16 protein-coding genes are annotated in these 13,824 nt (G+C 68.7%); 9 read left to right on the forward strand and 7 right to left on the reverse strand.

Going from position 1 to position 13,824, the window contains the following annotated elements; all coding sequences use genetic code 11:
• The first annotated feature begins 1 nt into the window (after position 1).
• Genes PVZ77_RS16370 through PVZ77_RS16390 form a run of 5 tightly spaced genes read left to right on the forward strand, consistent with a single transcriptional unit; the run spans position 2 to position 5,669 of the window.
• On the forward strand, positions 2-940 hold the full coding sequence (locus tag PVZ77_RS16370) for a DUF58 domain-containing protein (RefSeq protein WP_273807601.1): 939 nt from the start codon (positions 2-4) through the stop codon (positions 938-940).
• A complete protein-coding gene (locus PVZ77_RS16375) occupies positions 937-1,431 on the forward strand; it encodes a DUF4381 domain-containing protein (protein WP_273807602.1) in 495 nt (164 codons plus the stop codon). The genes PVZ77_RS16370 and PVZ77_RS16375 overlap by 4 nt, the downstream gene beginning before the upstream one ends.
• Positions 1,424-2,422 (forward strand): VWA domain-containing protein, encoded by a 999-nt coding sequence (locus PVZ77_RS16380; RefSeq protein WP_273807603.1) that lies wholly within the window; start codon positions 1,424-1,426, stop codon positions 2,420-2,422. The genes PVZ77_RS16375 and PVZ77_RS16380 overlap by 8 nt, the downstream gene beginning before the upstream one ends.
• The gene (locus PVZ77_RS16385; protein WP_273807604.1) at positions 2,419-4,092 is read left to right on the forward strand and encodes a tetratricopeptide repeat protein; all 1,674 of its coding nucleotides are present in this window, start codon (positions 2,419-2,421) and stop codon (positions 4,090-4,092) included. The genes PVZ77_RS16380 and PVZ77_RS16385 overlap by 4 nt, the downstream gene beginning before the upstream one ends.
• Complete coding sequence (locus PVZ77_RS16390; RefSeq protein ID WP_273807605.1) at positions 4,089-5,669, forward strand: BatD family protein; 1,581 nt, start codon at positions 4,089-4,091, stop codon at positions 5,667-5,669. Before PVZ77_RS16385 ends, PVZ77_RS16390 begins: the two co-directional genes overlap by 4 nt.
• Here PVZ77_RS16390 and PVZ77_RS16395 read toward each other — a convergent pair.
• Both PVZ77_RS16395 and yedA read right to left on the reverse strand, forming a co-directional pair.
• Complete coding sequence (locus PVZ77_RS16395) at positions 5,657-6,322, reverse strand: YceH family protein (protein WP_273807606.1); 666 nt, start codon at positions 6,320-6,322, stop codon at positions 5,657-5,659. The genes PVZ77_RS16390 and PVZ77_RS16395 overlap by 13 nt on opposite strands.
• A gap of 40 nt (positions 6,323-6,362) precedes the next feature.
• Positions 6,363-7,271 carry a drug/metabolite exporter YedA gene (gene yedA / locus PVZ77_RS16400; protein ID WP_273807608.1) on the reverse strand — a complete coding sequence of 303 codons (909 nt, stop codon included), beginning with the start codon at positions 7,269-7,271 and terminating at the stop codon, positions 6,363-6,365.
• A 148-nt stretch (positions 7,272-7,419) separates the two neighbouring features.
• Here yedA and PVZ77_RS16405 point away from each other — a divergent pair, with 148 nt between their 5' ends.
• Entirely contained in the window at positions 7,420-7,857 is a 438-nt protein-coding gene (locus tag PVZ77_RS16405) for an Lrp/AsnC family transcriptional regulator (protein ID WP_273807609.1), read from the forward strand.
• A 62-nt stretch (positions 7,858-7,919) separates the two neighbouring features.
• Here PVZ77_RS16405 and PVZ77_RS16410 read toward each other — a convergent pair whose 3' ends face one another.
• Positions 7,920-8,702: a DUF2076 domain-containing protein gene (locus PVZ77_RS16410; RefSeq protein ID WP_273807610.1), complete on the reverse strand. Its 783-nt coding sequence runs from the start codon at positions 8,700-8,702 to the stop codon at positions 7,920-7,922.
• Positions 8,703-8,979: 277 nt separating this feature from the next.
• Here PVZ77_RS16410 and PVZ77_RS16415 point away from each other — a divergent pair, with 277 nt between their 5' ends.
• Positions 8,980-9,546, forward strand: a complete 567-nt coding sequence (locus tag PVZ77_RS16415) for a cysteine hydrolase family protein (protein ID WP_273807611.1) — start codon at positions 8,980-8,982, stop codon at positions 9,544-9,546.
• A gap of 30 nt (positions 9,547-9,576) precedes the next feature.
• Positions 9,577-10,221 carry a YciC family protein gene (locus PVZ77_RS16420; RefSeq protein WP_273807612.1) on the forward strand — a complete coding sequence of 215 codons (645 nt, stop codon included), beginning with the start codon at positions 9,577-9,579 and terminating at the stop codon, positions 10,219-10,221.
• 9 nt (positions 10,222-10,230) lie between these two features.
• On the opposite strand, the gene PVZ77_RS16425 is transcribed toward PVZ77_RS16420, so the two are convergent.
• Complete coding sequence (locus PVZ77_RS16425; RefSeq protein WP_133862375.1) at positions 10,231-10,770, reverse strand: DUF2058 domain-containing protein; 540 nt, start codon at positions 10,768-10,770, stop codon at positions 10,231-10,233.
• A gap of 170 nt (positions 10,771-10,940) precedes the next feature.
• Between PVZ77_RS16425 and PVZ77_RS16430 the strand changes: the two genes are divergently transcribed.
• The gene (locus PVZ77_RS16430; RefSeq protein WP_273807613.1) at positions 10,941-11,864 is read left to right on the forward strand and encodes an aspartyl/asparaginyl beta-hydroxylase domain-containing protein; all 924 of its coding nucleotides are present in this window, start codon (positions 10,941-10,943) and stop codon (positions 11,862-11,864) included.
• A 27-nt stretch (positions 11,865-11,891) separates the two neighbouring features.
• Here PVZ77_RS16430 and PVZ77_RS16435 read toward each other — a convergent pair whose 3' ends face one another.
• From PVZ77_RS16435 to PVZ77_RS16445, 3 genes are all read right to left on the reverse strand, one after another.
• Positions 11,892-12,317, reverse strand: a complete 426-nt coding sequence (locus PVZ77_RS16435; RefSeq protein WP_273807614.1) for a DUF2802 domain-containing protein — start codon at positions 12,315-12,317, stop codon at positions 11,892-11,894.
• Complete coding sequence (locus PVZ77_RS16440; RefSeq protein WP_007160357.1) at positions 12,317-12,796, reverse strand: chemotaxis protein CheW; 480 nt, start codon at positions 12,794-12,796, stop codon at positions 12,317-12,319. Before PVZ77_RS16440 ends, PVZ77_RS16435 begins: the two co-directional genes overlap by 1 nt.
• Before the next feature lie 73 nt (positions 12,797-12,869).
• A complete protein-coding gene (locus tag PVZ77_RS16445; RefSeq protein ID WP_273807615.1) occupies positions 12,870-13,775 on the reverse strand; it encodes a chemotaxis protein CheW in 906 nt (301 codons plus the stop codon).
• Positions 13,776-13,824: the final 49 nt, after the last annotated feature.

A 13,824-nucleotide genomic window follows, 5' to 3' on the forward strand; every position in this document is an offset into this window, starting at 1 on the left:
GATGGCCGAGCGCAACGGCGTGACCCTGAGCCTGGCCGAGCTCATCGAAATGCGCCACCGGGTGGTCGAAGTGCAGCTGTTTTCCGCCGCCGGACGCCGCAGCCCGCTGATCGGCCTGCACCATTCGCGCCTGCGCGGCCGCGGGGTGGATTTCGACCAGGTGCGCGCCTATCAGCCCGGCGACGACGTCCGGGCCATCGACTGGCGCGTCACCGCCCGCACCCGCGAACCCCATACCAAGCTGTTCCATGAAGAGCGCGAGCGCCCGGTCTATCTCCTGCTGGAGCAGAGTCCGCGCACCTTCTTCGGCACCCGCCAGCAATTCAAGTCGGTGCTGGCCGGTCGGCTGGCCGCGCTGATCGGCTGGGCGGTGCTGGAGCACAACGACCGTATCGGCGGCATGATCTTCGGCGGCGAACGCCTGCACGAGGTGCGCCCGCGACGCAGCAAGCAGAATCTGCTGCGCTTCTTCGATCACCTGATCAACGCCAATCGGGCGCTGCACGACCCGGCCCTGGCACAGGTGCCGCGCATCACCTTCAACCAGGTCCTGCGCCGTGCTCGCGAGGTGCTGCGTCCCGGCAGCCTGGCGCTGGTGATCTGCGACGAGCGCAGCCTGGACGTGGCCACCGAGCAGCACCTCACCCTGCTTTCGCGGCACAGTGACCTGGTCCTGCTACCGCTCTCCGATCCGCTGGATCATGCATTGCCCCAGGCCGGCCTGCTGCGCTTCACCAGCGGCCAGGCCGAGGTGGAGCTGGATACCGATCGCGCCGACGTCCGCCAGGGCTATGCCGAGCAGGCCGCGCAGCGCCGTGAACGCTGGACCGAACTCAGCCTGCGTCTGGGCATTCCGCTGCTGCCGCTGTCCACGGCGGACGATCTGGTCGAACAGCTGCGGCACCTGTTGCGGCAACATCGCCCGGGGTACACCTCGTGACCCCCGGCCTGCCGACGCTGGAGCCGCTGCGGCTGCCAGCGGAACCGGCCTGGTGGCCACCGGCGCCGGGCTGGTGGTTGCTGCTGCTGGTCGTGGTGGCCCTGGGTTTCTTTCTGCGCCACCGTCGCGGCCGGCGGCCGCTGGACAGCGCGTTCCCCGTCGAGGCGACCACCGAAGAGGATCTGCGTACCACCGCCCTGGCCGAACTGGCCCGCCTGCCGCGTCCCTATGGCGCGCCGGCCGGACCCTGGCTGCAGGCGCTGAATGCGCTGCTCAAGCGCCTCTGCCGCGCCAGCTATCCGGATCAGCTCAGCCAGACCCTGAGCGGCCGCGACTGGCTGGCCTTTCTCGATTCGCGCTGCCCGGCGGCCGGCCTGACGCGCTACATGATTCTGGTGGACGGCGGCTATCGCCCGGACTGCCGCCTGAATGACCGCGTCATCGACGGCCTGCAGGACGCCGTCGCCACCTGGATCCGCAAGCATGTTTGAATTCGCCTGGCCCTGGCTGTGGCTGCTGTTGCCGCTGCCCTGGGCGTTGCGCGTGCTGCTGCCCGCGGCCGACAGCGGCCAGGCGGCCCTGCGCGTGGAATTCCTCGGTGAACTCGAACACCTGGGCGGACGCATCCGCCACACCGGCGGCCTGAGCGGCACCCGCCGCCTGCTGCCCTTTCTGCTGGGCTGGCTGCTGATCCTGGCCGCCGCGGCGCGCCCGCAATGGGTGGGACCGCCCCAGCCGCTGGACGTGAGCGGGCGCGACCTCCTGCTGGCGGTGGACGTCTCCGGGTCCATGGACACCCCGGACATGCCGCTGGGCGACGAGAATGTCAGCCGCCTGACGCTGGTCAAGCAACTGCTCGGCCGCTTCATCGACAGTCGCCAGGACGATCGTGTCGGCCTGATCCTGTTCGGCTCCCAGGCCTATCTGCAGGCGCCCCTGACCGCCGACCGACGCACCGTGCATGCCCTCCTCGAAGAAGCCCAGATCGGCCTGGCCGGGCGCAACACGGCGGTGGGCGACGCCGTGGGGCTGGCGGTCAAGCACCTGCGCAAGCGACCGGACAACAGCCGCACCCTGATCCTGGTCACCGATGGCGCCAGCAACGGCGGCGTGGTGACGCCCGAGGTGGCGGCCAGCCTGGCGGCCAGCGAGCGGGTGCGCGTCTATACCCTGGGCATCGGCGCCGATCCGGATACCCTCGGTGCCGGCGCGACACCCAGCGATCTCGACGAACCCATGCTGCGCCACCTCGCCGAGGTCACCAACGGCGCCTATTTCCGGGTGAGATCCAGCACCGAACTGGCCGCCGTGTCTCTCCAGCTCGATCGCCTCGAACCCATCCGCCAGCAGCCGGACCAGGCCCGTCCCACCCGTGAACTCTATCCCTGGCCGCTGGCCGGGGCGCTGCTGCTCGGCCTGGCCCTGGCGCTCGGCCGCCTGCCGTGGCCGCAGCGCTGGCAGCGGGGAGGCAAGGCCCGATGAACGACTGGCTGCCGCTGTTCCTGCGTCCCGGGTGGCTACTGGCCCTGGTGCCGGTCGCCCTGGTGATCGGCTCGCTGCGCCGGCGCCGGCATCGCCACGGGCGCTGGCAGGCGCTGCTGCCTCCGGCGCTGCAACCCTGGCTGCTCAGTGACAGCGATCGCCAGCGCTCGCCCCTTGGCCTGGTGCTGCTGGGCCTGGCCGGGGTGCTGGCCTGCCTGGCCCTGGCCGGTCCCAGCTGGCAGCAGGGCGAAGCGCAGAGCTTTCGCCGCAACGATCCGCTGGTGGTGGTGCTGGCGCTGACGCCCGATCTGCTCGCCACCGACGTCACCCCGAACCGCCTGCTGGCCGTGCAGCGCAAGCTGCAGGACCTGCTCAAGGCGCGCCAGGACGGCGAGACCGCCATCGTCGTCTATGCCGGCAGCGCCCACACCCTGGTGCCCCTGACCGACGACCTGCCAACCATGGACAACCTGCTCAAGGCGCTGCGGCCGTCGATCATGCCGGTGCCCGGGCAGCGCGCCGACCTGGGCATCGCCCAGGCCCTGGAGCTGCTCGGTCCGGCGCCCAGCGCCAGCGCCCGGCTGCTGCTCATCGCCAGCGACCTGGACGACCGCGAGCGCCTGGGCCTCGAGCGCCAGCTGCAGGGTCGACTGCGCCAGCTGGCGATCCTCGGCCCGGGTACGCCCCAGGGTGCCCCGGTGGCCGCCGAGACCGGCAACTACCTGAGCGACGCCGCCGGCGGCATCCGCATCGCCCGACTGGACGAAGGCCACCTGCAGGGCGTCGCCCAGGCGCTGGGCGGACGCTATCAGCGCTTGCAGCGTGACGACAGCGACCTGCGCCGTCTCGGCCTGCTGGAGCGTCCCGGCGCTGTGCGAGCCAGCGACGGCCAGGCCCCCTCGGACTGGCGCGACCAGGGTTACCTGCTGCTGCTGCCTCTGCTGCTCCTGGTCGCCTGCGGCGCGCGCCGCGGCTGGCTGCTGAGCCTGCCCTTCTGTCTGCTGCTGACGCCCCCTCCGGCGCAGGCCGGCAGCTGGGACGACCTCTGGCTGCGGCGCGACCAGCAGGCCCTGCAGCTGCTGGCCGACGACCAGGCCGGCGCGGCCGCCGACCTCTTCAGCGACGAGCGCTGGCGCGGCGTGGCGCTCTATCGCGCCGGCGACTTCAGCGGCGCCGCCGCGGCCTTCGCCCGGGATCCGTCGGCGGACGGCCACTACAATCGCGGCAACGCCCTGGCCATGGCCGGACGCCTGGACGAGGCCCTGCGTGCCTACCGGGCGGCGCTGGTGTTGCGCCCGGATCTGACCCCCGCCCTGCGCAATCGCAATCGCCTCGAACGCCTGCTGGCCCAACGCGCCGCAGCCCAGGCCGAGGCCGCCGCCCGCAGTCGCAAGGCGCAGAACGCCAGCCAGAGCAGCGCCCAGGCGGACGAGCCGGCCAATAGCGGTACCCCGCCTTCCGCTGCAGCCGCCGCGGCCAGCCCGCAGCCGCAGGCCCAGGCCGGCGCGGACTGGCTCGTCAGTCCCGCCTATGCCGAAGATCCCCTGGCGGAAGAACAGCGTCAGGCGGCCGAACAGTGGCTGCGAGAGATCCCCGACAACCCGGCCGAGCTGCTGCGCCGCAAGTTCTGGTACCAGCAACAACAACGCGAGGAGAGCGCGCTGCAATGAAGTCCTATCCGTTGCTGCTGCCCCTCGCGCTGCTCGCGCCCCTGCTCCAGGCGGCGGATCTCAGCGCGCGCCTGGAGCGCAACCAGCTCAGTCAGAACGAGACGCTGGAGCTCATCCTCGAGACCACCGACCCCGCCCAGTTCGGCAAGCCCGATCTCGGCCCGCTCGAGCAGGACTTCCGGGTGCTCGGGGTACGGCAGAACAGCCTGCCGCCCGGCGAGCGGGTGACCACGCGCTGGAACGTGACCCTGCAACCCAAGGCCAGCGGCGCCCTGACCATTCCTGCCCTGACCCTGGACGGCGCCCGCAGCCAGCCGCTGACCGTTACCGTGGAGGCCACTGCCGCCAGGCGCCAGACCCGCGAACCGGTCTATCTGGAAGCCGCGGTGGAGCGCACCCGGCTCTATGTGCAGGCGGAGACCATCCTGACCATCCGCCTCTACCACGCCGTGGCGCTCTATGACGACCATGTGCTCACCCCGCCCAATCCCAGCGATGCGCGGGTGGATCTGCTCGGCACTCCACAGGTCTACGAGCGCGACGTCGAGGGGGTACGGCATGGCGTGATCGAATGGCGCTACGCCATCCATCCGCTGCAGAGCGGTACCCTGGTCCTGCCACCCCAGACCTTCAGCGCCACCCTCGCAGGTGGCCTCGACGACAGCTCGCGCGCTGGCCAGCCGATCCAGCTGCGCACTCCGGCGCTGACCCTGGAGGTTCTGCCACAACCGGCCAGTTATCCGCCGCAGACGCCCTGGGTGCCGGCGCGCAGCCTGACCCTGACGCAACAATGGAATCCCGCCCCGGAAGAGGCCCGCGAGGGCAGCGCCCTGACCCGCACGCTGCAGCTGCGTGCCGAAGGCCTGGCACCTGGTCAGCTCCCCCCGCTGGTGCTGCCGGAGATCGAGGGCGTGAAGCGCTATGCCGAGCAACCGCGGCTGTCGCTGCAGACCCAGGCGCGCGGGCTGGTCGGGCAACGCGAGGAACGGGTCGCCCTGATTCCCACCTCCACGGGTGACAAGGTCCTGCCGCCGGTGGAGGTGGTCTGGTGGAACACCGAGACCGATACCCTCGAGCGGGCTACCCTGCCCGCCCATCCCCTGGTGGTCGCCGAGGATCCGACGCTGCAACCGGTGGCATCAGCGGCGGCCAAGATCACCGGCAGTGACCGGGGACTCTGGCGCTGGCAGCTGGCGACGGCCTTCTTCGCCCTGACTACCCTGCTCGGCTTCGGCCTCTGGTGGCGCGCCCGCCGTCAGCCGGCGGTCCTGCCGACCGTGCCCGATCTCGACAGCCGCCTGCAGCGCGAAGAGCTGCGCCGCGCCTGCCAGAGCAACGACCCCCACGCCACCCGTCACGCCCTGGACGCCTGGGCCCGGCAGCAACCGGAAACCCTGGCGGCCATGGGGGCACGTTTCGAGCCCCTGGCCGCCGCGCTCGACGACCTCAACGGATCGCTCTACAGCGAAGCCGGCCAGCGCTGGCAGGGCGAGACGCTGTGGCAGGCGATCAATGCCCTGCCGCCGCTGACGCCGGAGGCTGTGCACGACACCCTGCCGCCGCTCTATCCGCGCTGAGCGGCTTCTTCCAGTTGCGCCAGGCGCTCTTCGAGGGCGGCGATGCGGGCTTCCAGCGCTTCCAGCCGGCCTTCACGTCCGCCGACAGGGGTACCGCTCTCGGCGGCACTACCCAGCTGCGCGACCTGGGCGTCGCGTTCTGCCACGTTGCCGAACAGATGCAGATAACGCTCTTCGCGCTGGCCAGGCTGTCGCCCCAGGCCAGTGGCCAGGCCGCGCGCGATCAGGCGCTCCAGGTGGTGGCGCACCTGCTCGGTATCGTCGAAGGCGTGCATCCGGCCGCTGCGGGCCAGCAATTCGCCCAGGGTCTGGGGCCCGCGCAGGAACAGCAGGGCGCAGAGCACCCACTGGGGAGGCGGGAGCTCCAGGGCCTTGTCCAGCCGCTGTTCCCAGCGATCCGCCCGGCTGCCCATGACCAGGCGTGCCAGGCCGCGTTCTTCCAGACGTCGCAGTCCCTGCCCCACTTCGCCTGGGGTGAGGTTGAGCACCGGCTCGCGGCTGGTCTTCTGGTTGCAGGCCAGCACCAGGGCATTGAGGGTCAGGGGATAGCTTTCCGGTGTGGTCAGCTGCTTCTCGATGAGACTGCCGAGGACGCGGATCTCGGTAGCCTCCAGCGGCTCTTCGGCAAAGGCTGGGGTGACTGCTTGGCTCATGACGGACTCCGCTTGGATGACGCGCCAGCCTAGCCTGCTCTCAGCGACGTCGCCACTGCGGCAACCCGATCAGCACCACCGCGCCCACGATGACCAGCATGGCCAGCGTTTCGGCCGGACCGATCCGCTCGCCGGCGAACAGGGTCCCCAGCAGCACCGCCACCACCGGATTGACGTAGGCGTAGCTGGTGGCGGCCGCCGGTCTTACCCGCCCCAGCAAGTAGAGATAGGCGCTGAAGGCGATCAGCGAACCGAACACCACCAGATAGCCCAGCGCCAGCCAGCCACCCAGGGCCGGCCAGTGCTGCAGGCGCTCGCCGCTCAGGTAGCTGGCGCCGAGCAGCACCACGCCCGCCACCAGCATCTCCACCGCGCTGGCCATGGCGCCACGCGGCAACGGCAGGTAGCGACTCCAGATCGAGCCGAAGGCCCAGGCCGCCGCGGCGAGCAGGATCACCGCGGCCCCGAGCGGCGTGGCGCTCATGGTATCGCCCAGATTGAGCAGGGCGATCCCCACCAGACCCAGGGCGATGCCGGCCCATTCCAGCAGGGTGTTGCGCTGCCCCCAGAGCAGACCGAACAGCAGGGTGAACAGGGGGACCGTGGCGATCGACAAGGCGGCGATACCGGAGGTCACGCCCCAATGCTCGGCCAGGGTCACCCCGCCGTTGCCGACGCCCAGGAGCAGGATGCCGATCACCGCGGCCGCGGAGGTCTCGCGCGCCGTTGGCCAGGGCGCCCCGCGCCAGCGCAACCAGCCCAGCAGGAGACTCCCGGCGATAAGAAACCTCAGCCCCGCCAACAACAGCGGCGGCCAATGGGCCACGCCGATGCGAATGACCAGATAGGTGGAACCCCAGACCACATAGAGCGCGAAGAAGGCTGCCAGCAGCGCCAGCCAGCTGGGCAGGCGTGGCGGCGCGAGGCAGGGCGAGGCGGAGGTGTCCATGCGCAAGAGTCCTGAGGGGTCAGGCTGACATTGTAGGAGCGCGTGTCGGGACGGCTAAGATACAGTCGAGGGAGAAAGGGCCCGACCAGCCTTTGATTCAGCCTATTCTAGGGATAGCGACCTTCGATTCGAAGGCAGGGGACCAGACATGGACCATATCGATCGTCGGCTCATCGACCTGCTGCTGGTGGACGGCCGCGCCAGCTATGCGGAGTTGGGTCGCCGGCTGGGCCTCTCCGCCCCGGCCATCGCCGAACGCATCGCCAAGCTGGAAGACACCGGCATCATCACCGGCTATGGCGCCCGTATCGACCGCCGCGCTCTGGGCTACGGCACCGAATGCCTGATCTCCCTGCGCCTGCACAGTACCAGTCAGGGCCCGGTATTGAAGAAGCTGGAAGCCCTCCCCCAACTGCTCGCCTGTCACCGGGTTACGGGCGAAGACTGCCTGATGCTGCGGGTCGCCGTACGCGACATGGGCGAACTGGAAAGCCTCATCGATCAGCTGACCCGATTCGGCATGAGCCGGACCGTGGTGGTGCTGTCGACGCCCTTCGAGCGCCCGCTGCCGCTCATGCCCAGCTGACGGCGCGCAGAAAAAAGCCCTGGCGCCTTGCGGCACCAGGGCTGGCGGAACGCGACATCCTGTCAGATGAAGGAGTCGTCATCGCCACTGTCGTCGAAGAAGCCACCGCCGCCGGTATCGCCATAGTCGGCGGCGTCCTGGAAGCCGGCATTATCCTGGAAGCCACCGGCATCCTGGAAACCCCCGCCATTGTCGTAGCTGGCGTTGTCCGCCCAGCCCCCCTGGGAGCCGGCATCGGCCAAACCCTGGTCGGCGGTCGGGGTCTCGTTGATGACGTTGACGATCTCCTCGGGTTGCGAGTGATGGAACAGGCCCGAGATGGCCTGGGCCGCCAGCACGCCGCCGGCTACCCCGGCCGCGGTCTGCAGCGCACCGCCCATGAAGCCGCCCATGCGCGAGGGCGCGGCCTGGGGTGCGCCATAGCCGGGTGCGGGCTGGGCATAGCCGGGATTGGGCTGGGCATACCCCGGATTGGCGGGACGCGGCGCTGCCGGACCCGGGTCATTCCAGCCGCGCGACGGCGCGGCGTTGGCCGGTGCCTGACCGCCCGTTGCCTGGCTGCCGCCACCGCCGAACAGGCTGGAGAGGAAGCCACCGCTGCTTGGACGATTCTGCTGAACCTGGGCCATCTGGTTTTCCAGTTCCTTGGCGCGCTGGTCCAGCCGCTTGATGGCGGCCTCCTGGATCAGCATCGCCTGGGCCATGTAATAGGGTGCCGCGGGCTGCTCGCGCAGGCGCTGCTGGATCAGCGCCTCGGCTTCCCGGTCACGGGGTGCGGTCTGGGCTTCCGTGGTCTTGAGACGGTCAAACAGACCTTCGATCAGCTGGCTTTCTTCGCGTTGCATGGTGACCCTCCCGCAGACGGTCTACTGGCGGCCTTCCCCTGGGAACGGCCTGGATGTCGAAAGGCGCAGCGGCGTGCGCCGCTATGCCAGATAGAGGCGTTGTAGCGGCTTTTCAAGCAGGACCCGCGCTATGTTCAGCGCGGATTCAGCCAGGCCCCGCCGCTCCGGGTTCTCTCTTCTGAAGGGATACCGATGCAGCGAGTTCCAGCGCCGCGCCGGTGACTGGACAACCGGCCTGTGCTGGGGGAGTCTGCCGCTTTCTCCGCGAGACTCGCCCATGCCGCCGCTGCTTATCCTGATCGACCAGCAACAGGGAATCCGCGCGCCCCACCTGGGGCCACGCAACCACCCGGACGCCGAGCGGCGCATGGGCGACCTGCTGGCGGCCTGGCGCCAGGCCGGGGCGCCCTTGCTGCACGTCCGGCACCTGTCGCGCAGTCCGACTTCGGTGTTCTGGCCGGGACAGCCCGGCGTCCAGTTCCAGCCGGCGCTGGCGCCGCTGCCCGGCGAGACGGTGTTCGACAAGCAGGTCCCCGACGCCTTCGCCAACAGTGGCCTGGAGCGCTGGCTGCACCAGCGCGGCATAGCCTCGCTGCTGATCTGCGGCGTGGCCAGCGAGAACTCGGTGGAGGCCACCGCGCGCAGCGCCGGCAATCTGGATTTCACCACCTGGGTCGCCGAAGACGCCTGCTACACCTTCGCCAAGACCGACTTCTCCGGTCGGCCGCGCAGCGCCGAGGAGGTCCATGCGATGGCCATGGCCAATCTGCACGGCGAATACGCCACCGTCACCTCCAGCGCGGCCATGCTCGAACGCCTGCGGGCGAACGGGTCGCCCTGCTAGACTGCCCTCCTGAACGTCTGGAAGAGCTGCATGAACCCTGTCGATATCCTGCGCGACTCGCTGTCTTTCTTTGCCCGCAATCTGCGGCCCCTGGCCGTCCTCACCCTGCCCTGGCTGCTGCTCGAAGCCCTGCTGCGCTATCAGGTGCTGGAACGCTTCGGGGCCAGTGGTGGCCTGTGGGACATGCTGGTGAGCCTGCTCTGCTATCCGCTGTACACCGCCGCCCTACTGATCTTTCTGGAGGCACGCACCCAGGGCAATACCCCGCGCCTGAGTGGCGTCTGGGGCGCCGCCCTGCTGCTCTGGCCGCGCTTCGCCATCCTCGCGGCCTTGACCTCGGGGCTGGTGATGTTGGGCTTCTCGCTGTTGATCGTGCCGGGCTTTCTGATCATGGCCAAGCTGGCCTTCGCCGAGAATCTGCTGGTGCTGGAGGGACAGGCGCCGCTGGACGCCCTGCGTGGCAGCTTCCGGCTGAGCCGCGGGCACTTCTTCACCCTGCTGGCGTGCATCCTGGCCACGGTCCTGCCGGCCTGGCTGCTCGACGCCTGGATCACCCGGCATTTCGCCGAGGCCGCGGTAGCGGAGATCGCACTGCAGACCCTCTCGGGCTTCCTGCAGCTGATCCCCAGTATCGCCGTCTACCGCATCTACATGCTGGTCAGGCAGAACGCCTGACCTGGCCACTTACCACATCAGGTCGTCCGGCACCTGATAGGCGGCATAGGGATCGTCCGGATCCGGCTCACCGCTCTGCACGTTGAGCAGCACCACCCGCTTGGGATCCCGCTCCTGGATGCGCTCGGCGGTAGCCCGGGGCACCACCTCGTAGCGGCCTTCGTAGCGCACGATGGCCAGGCTGCCCTTGCTGAGCTTATCTCTCATCATGACGTTGACCGACAGGCGCTTGACCTTCTTGTCGTCGACGAAGTTGTAGTAGTCCTCGGTGCTCAGCTTGGGCAGGCGGCTGGTCTCGATCAGCTGCTTGATCTGTGCCTGCTCGGCCTTGCGCTTCTTCTTGTCTTCCTGAGCGCGATTGAGCTCCTGGTCCTTGGCCAGCTTCTCCGCCTGGGCCTGCTGGACGGCCAGCTCCTGGGAGCGGTCCTTCTCCGTCTGCCCGCGATGCTCCATGCGGGTCTGCTTCTGCTTCTGCTTGACGGCCTGCTTGGCCTGCTTTTCATTGACCAATCCGGCTTTCAGCAGCTGGTCGCGTAGGGACATGCTCATCGATACGACTCGTCTAGATCATCCAAGGGGGCGCGGCTCGAAAGCGGCCGCGCGCCAGGGTGTCCATCCTGCGCAGCCGACGAAGCGAGTGCAAGCCTTTCTCTGGGGTGAAATAATGCGGTCATTACCTATCCGCCCCTGGTTCGGGCGCTGCCGATCACAATTCGCCCATGATTACCTTCGCGATCGTCCTGCTCTTCGTCGCCAGCGTGCTCTTCGTCCACCTTCGCGGACGCGCTCGGCTGCCTTTCCTGCGCCAGCTGGTCAACCACTCGGCCGTGTTCGCCCCCTACAACGCCCTGATGTACCTGTTCTCCAGCGTGCCGTCCAAACCCTATCTGGATCGCAGCCGCTTTCCCGAGCTGGACGTGCTCAAGGACAACTGGCAGGAGATTCGCGTCGAAGCCCTGCGGCTGTTCGACGAGGGCTATATCCGCGCCGCGGAAAAGGACAATGACGCCGGCTTCGGTTCCTTCTTCAAGAAGGGCTGGAAGCGTTTCTACCTGACCTGGTACGGCGAGCCGCTGCCTTCAGCCCAGACGCTCTGCCCGCGGACCGTCGAACTGGTGCGGCAGATCCCCAACGTCAAGGGCGCCATGTTCGCCCTGCTGCCGGGTGGAAGCCATCTGAATCCCCATCGCGATCCCTTCGGCGGCTCGCTGCGCTACCACCTGGGCCTGGCCACGCCGAACTCGGACGCCTGTCGCATCTATGTCGATGGCCAGCCCTATGCCTGGCGCGACGGCGAAGACGTGATGTTCGACGAAACCTACGTGCACTGGGTCAAGAACGAGACCGACCAGACCCGGGTCATTCTCTTCTGCGACGTCGAGCGTCCGCTGCGCAACCGCCTGCTGACCCGTGTCAATCAGGCGGTCAGCCGTTTCCTCGGCAATGCCACGGCACCGCAGAACGTCGAAGGGGAACGCGTCGGCGGCATCAACCAGGCCTATGCCTTCAGCAAGAGATTCGGGGATCGCATCGGTGGTGGCGTGAAGAAATTCAAGCGGCGCCATCCCAAGGCCTACCGCATCGCCAAGCCGGTGCTGGCGGTACTGGTGGTGATCGCGCTCTACCACTGGATCGTCAGCTGAGGCGGCGATCCTGCGCAGCCGGCCTGATCAGCCGGAACGCTGCTGGCGCTGCTGGCGCTGCCGGTGCAGCCGGGCCACCAGCTCGGCTTCGGCCTGGGACAGACCGCAGGCCTGGGTGAGATCGTCGGCGCTGGCGCCCAGTCCCACCAGGCGTGCCGCCTGGGAAAACGACAGACTGGTGGGGTCGCTCTGCTCGATCTGGGTCAACCGATCGGGCAAGGGTGCCACCACCTGGGCCAGTCCCTGCACCTGTTCGCCCATGCGCACCTGCCCGGCCTGGTAGGTTTCCAGGCGTTTGAGCAGGATCTGCATGCGCTTGTCGACCAGGGCTTCCCGCTCGGCCAGCTTGGCCGCCTGCTGCTGCTGGCGCTGCCAGAGCAACCAGCAGCAACCGCCGAGGCCGGCACAGGCCAGCCCCAGGGCAACGCTGAGCAGGATCAGCCCGACGAGCATCAGATGCTTTCCAGCTCCGACCACTCTTCTTCGGTCATCAGCTTGTCGAGCTCGACCAGGATCAGCAGCTCGCCGTTCTTGTTGCACACGCCCTGGATGAACTTGGCGGATTCGTCATTGCCGACGTTCGGTGCGGTCTCGATCTCCGACTGCCGCAGATAGACCACCTCCGCCACGCTGTCGACCAGGATGCCGACGACCTGCTTGTCAGCCTCGATGATGACGATACGGGTGTTGTCGGTGACCTCGGTGGGCAGCAGACCGAAGCGTTGACGGGTGTCGATCACCGTCACCACGTTGCCGCGCAGGTTGATGATGCCCAGCACGTAGCTCGGCGCACCCGGGACCGGAGCGATTTCGGTGTAGCGCAGGACTTCCTGGACCTGCATCACGTTGATGCCGTAGGTCTCGTTATCCAGGCGGAAGGTGACCCATTGCAGGACCGGATCTTCGGAACCCTGTGCGGACGTTTTTTTCATGTTCCCTAGCCTCGTCAAATACCGCACGTGCGGCGAAGCGGGCGAACCCGCCGGTTAGTTGCAGCGGGCAGCCCTAGCGACGGCCACCCACCACCTGTTCAGCGAGCGCCGCCACATCCAGCAGCGCACACATCTGATCGATCACCGTACCCGCCAGCCAGGGCCGGGTAGCGCGCTGATTCCGCCATTTGACCTCAGCGGGATCCAGCCGTACCGAATGGCTGACGCCATGCACGGCCAGGCCCCAGTCCAGGCCTTGCAGCGATATAACGAATTTCAGGCCTTCGCGATAGTCGTCGCGGTAGCGCTCGGGCATCACCCAGCGGGCTGCGTCGAGCACGCGCAGGTTGCCTGCCTGGCAGGGTAGCAGGCCCAGGAACCAGTCTGGCTGACCAAACAGCGGCGTCAACTCTTCGTCGGTGAGCGGGTAGATGGAGCCCAGGCACACCAGGGGCGCGGCCAGGGTCAGGCCGGCCACGTCGAACAGCAGGCATTCGAAGGGCTCTTCGCCCCACTCGGGGCGACCTTCCAGGTGCACGGCGCTGGGCGGTACGCCCGCTGCGGCGGCGGGATGCACCGCCGGGGTACCGAGGGCAATGCCCTCCACCACCGGACGCGCCGGCTCGGCAGCGGGCGCCAGTTCGGGGACGCGCCAGTCCAGCTCGATGTCGGTTTCCGGCGGCAACGGCACCTGGGTTGCGGGCTGCAGCACCTCGGGCAGGCCGACGCCGGCACGGCGGGCTGCCAGCGGCACGACCCGGGGTTGCCACGCGGCATCCCGTTCGAGCTCCTCGCGCACCGCGGCGGCGAATTCGTCTTCGCTCACGCTGGCGATCGGCGCAGCCGGTGCCACCACGGGCGCCACGACCGGCGTGGCTTCGGCGGTCGGCAGTTCCAGGAACGCGTCCAGCAAAAGGGCATCGAGATAGCCCTGGAGGACACGCTGAGGACGATTGTCGAGAGACGTCGGTTGGCTCATGGCGATCTACGTGGGTGAGTTGTCCAGCCTATCGGCCGGCAGGGTGGAA

It is taken from the genome of Pseudomonas sp. SHLD1 (assembly GCF_028640935.1).
GTDB lineage: Bacteria > Pseudomonadota > Gammaproteobacteria > Pseudomonadales > Pseudomonadaceae > Chryseomonas > Chryseomonas aestiva.

What these genes read in the sequence shown, in the direction of transcription:
- PVZ77_RS16435 (WP_273807614.1), bottom strand. Translation starts at nt 12,317, where the DNA reads ATGCTCGTCGGGCTGATCCTGCTCAGCGTTGCCCTGGGGCTGGCCTGT.
- PVZ77_RS16380 (WP_273807603.1), top strand. Translation starts at nt 1,424, where the DNA reads ATGTTTGAATTCGCCTGGCCCTGGCTGTGGCTGCTGTTGCCGCTGCCC.
- PVZ77_RS16425 (WP_133862375.1), bottom strand. Translation starts at nt 10,770, where the DNA reads ATGAGCATGTCCCTACGCGACCAGCTGCTGAAAGCCGGATTGGTCAAT.
- PVZ77_RS16420 (WP_273807612.1), top strand. Translation starts at nt 9,577, where the DNA reads ATGAACCCTGTCGATATCCTGCGCGACTCGCTGTCTTTCTTTGCCCGC.
- PVZ77_RS16440 (WP_007160357.1), bottom strand. Translation starts at nt 12,796, where the DNA reads ATGAAAAAAACGTCCGCACAGGGTTCCGAAGATCCGGTCCTGCAATGG.
- PVZ77_RS16445 (WP_273807615.1), bottom strand. Translation starts at nt 13,775, where the DNA reads ATGAGCCAACCGACGTCTCTCGACAATCGTCCTCAGCGTGTCCTCCAG.
- PVZ77_RS16405 (WP_273807609.1), top strand. Translation starts at nt 7,420, where the DNA reads ATGGACCATATCGATCGTCGGCTCATCGACCTGCTGCTGGTGGACGGC.
- PVZ77_RS16370 (WP_273807601.1), top strand. Translation starts at nt 2, where the DNA reads ATGGCCGAGCGCAACGGCGTGACCCTGAGCCTGGCCGAGCTCATCGAA.
- PVZ77_RS16410 (WP_273807610.1), bottom strand. Translation starts at nt 8,702, where the DNA reads ATGCAACGCGAAGAAAGCCAGCTGATCGAAGGTCTGTTTGACCGTCTC.
- PVZ77_RS16395 (WP_273807606.1), bottom strand. Translation starts at nt 6,322, where the DNA reads ATGAGCCAAGCAGTCACCCCAGCCTTTGCCGAAGAGCCGCTGGAGGCT.
- PVZ77_RS16385 (WP_273807604.1), top strand. Translation starts at nt 2,419, where the DNA reads ATGAACGACTGGCTGCCGCTGTTCCTGCGTCCCGGGTGGCTACTGGCC.
- yedA (WP_273807608.1), bottom strand. Translation starts at nt 7,271, where the DNA reads ATGGACACCTCCGCCTCGCCCTGCCTCGCGCCGCCACGCCTGCCCAGC.
- PVZ77_RS16390 (WP_273807605.1), top strand. Translation starts at nt 4,089, where the DNA reads ATGAAGTCCTATCCGTTGCTGCTGCCCCTCGCGCTGCTCGCGCCCCTG.
- PVZ77_RS16430 (WP_273807613.1), top strand. Translation starts at nt 10,941, where the DNA reads ATGATTACCTTCGCGATCGTCCTGCTCTTCGTCGCCAGCGTGCTCTTC.
- PVZ77_RS16415 (WP_273807611.1), top strand. Translation starts at nt 8,980, where the DNA reads ATGCCGCCGCTGCTTATCCTGATCGACCAGCAACAGGGAATCCGCGCG.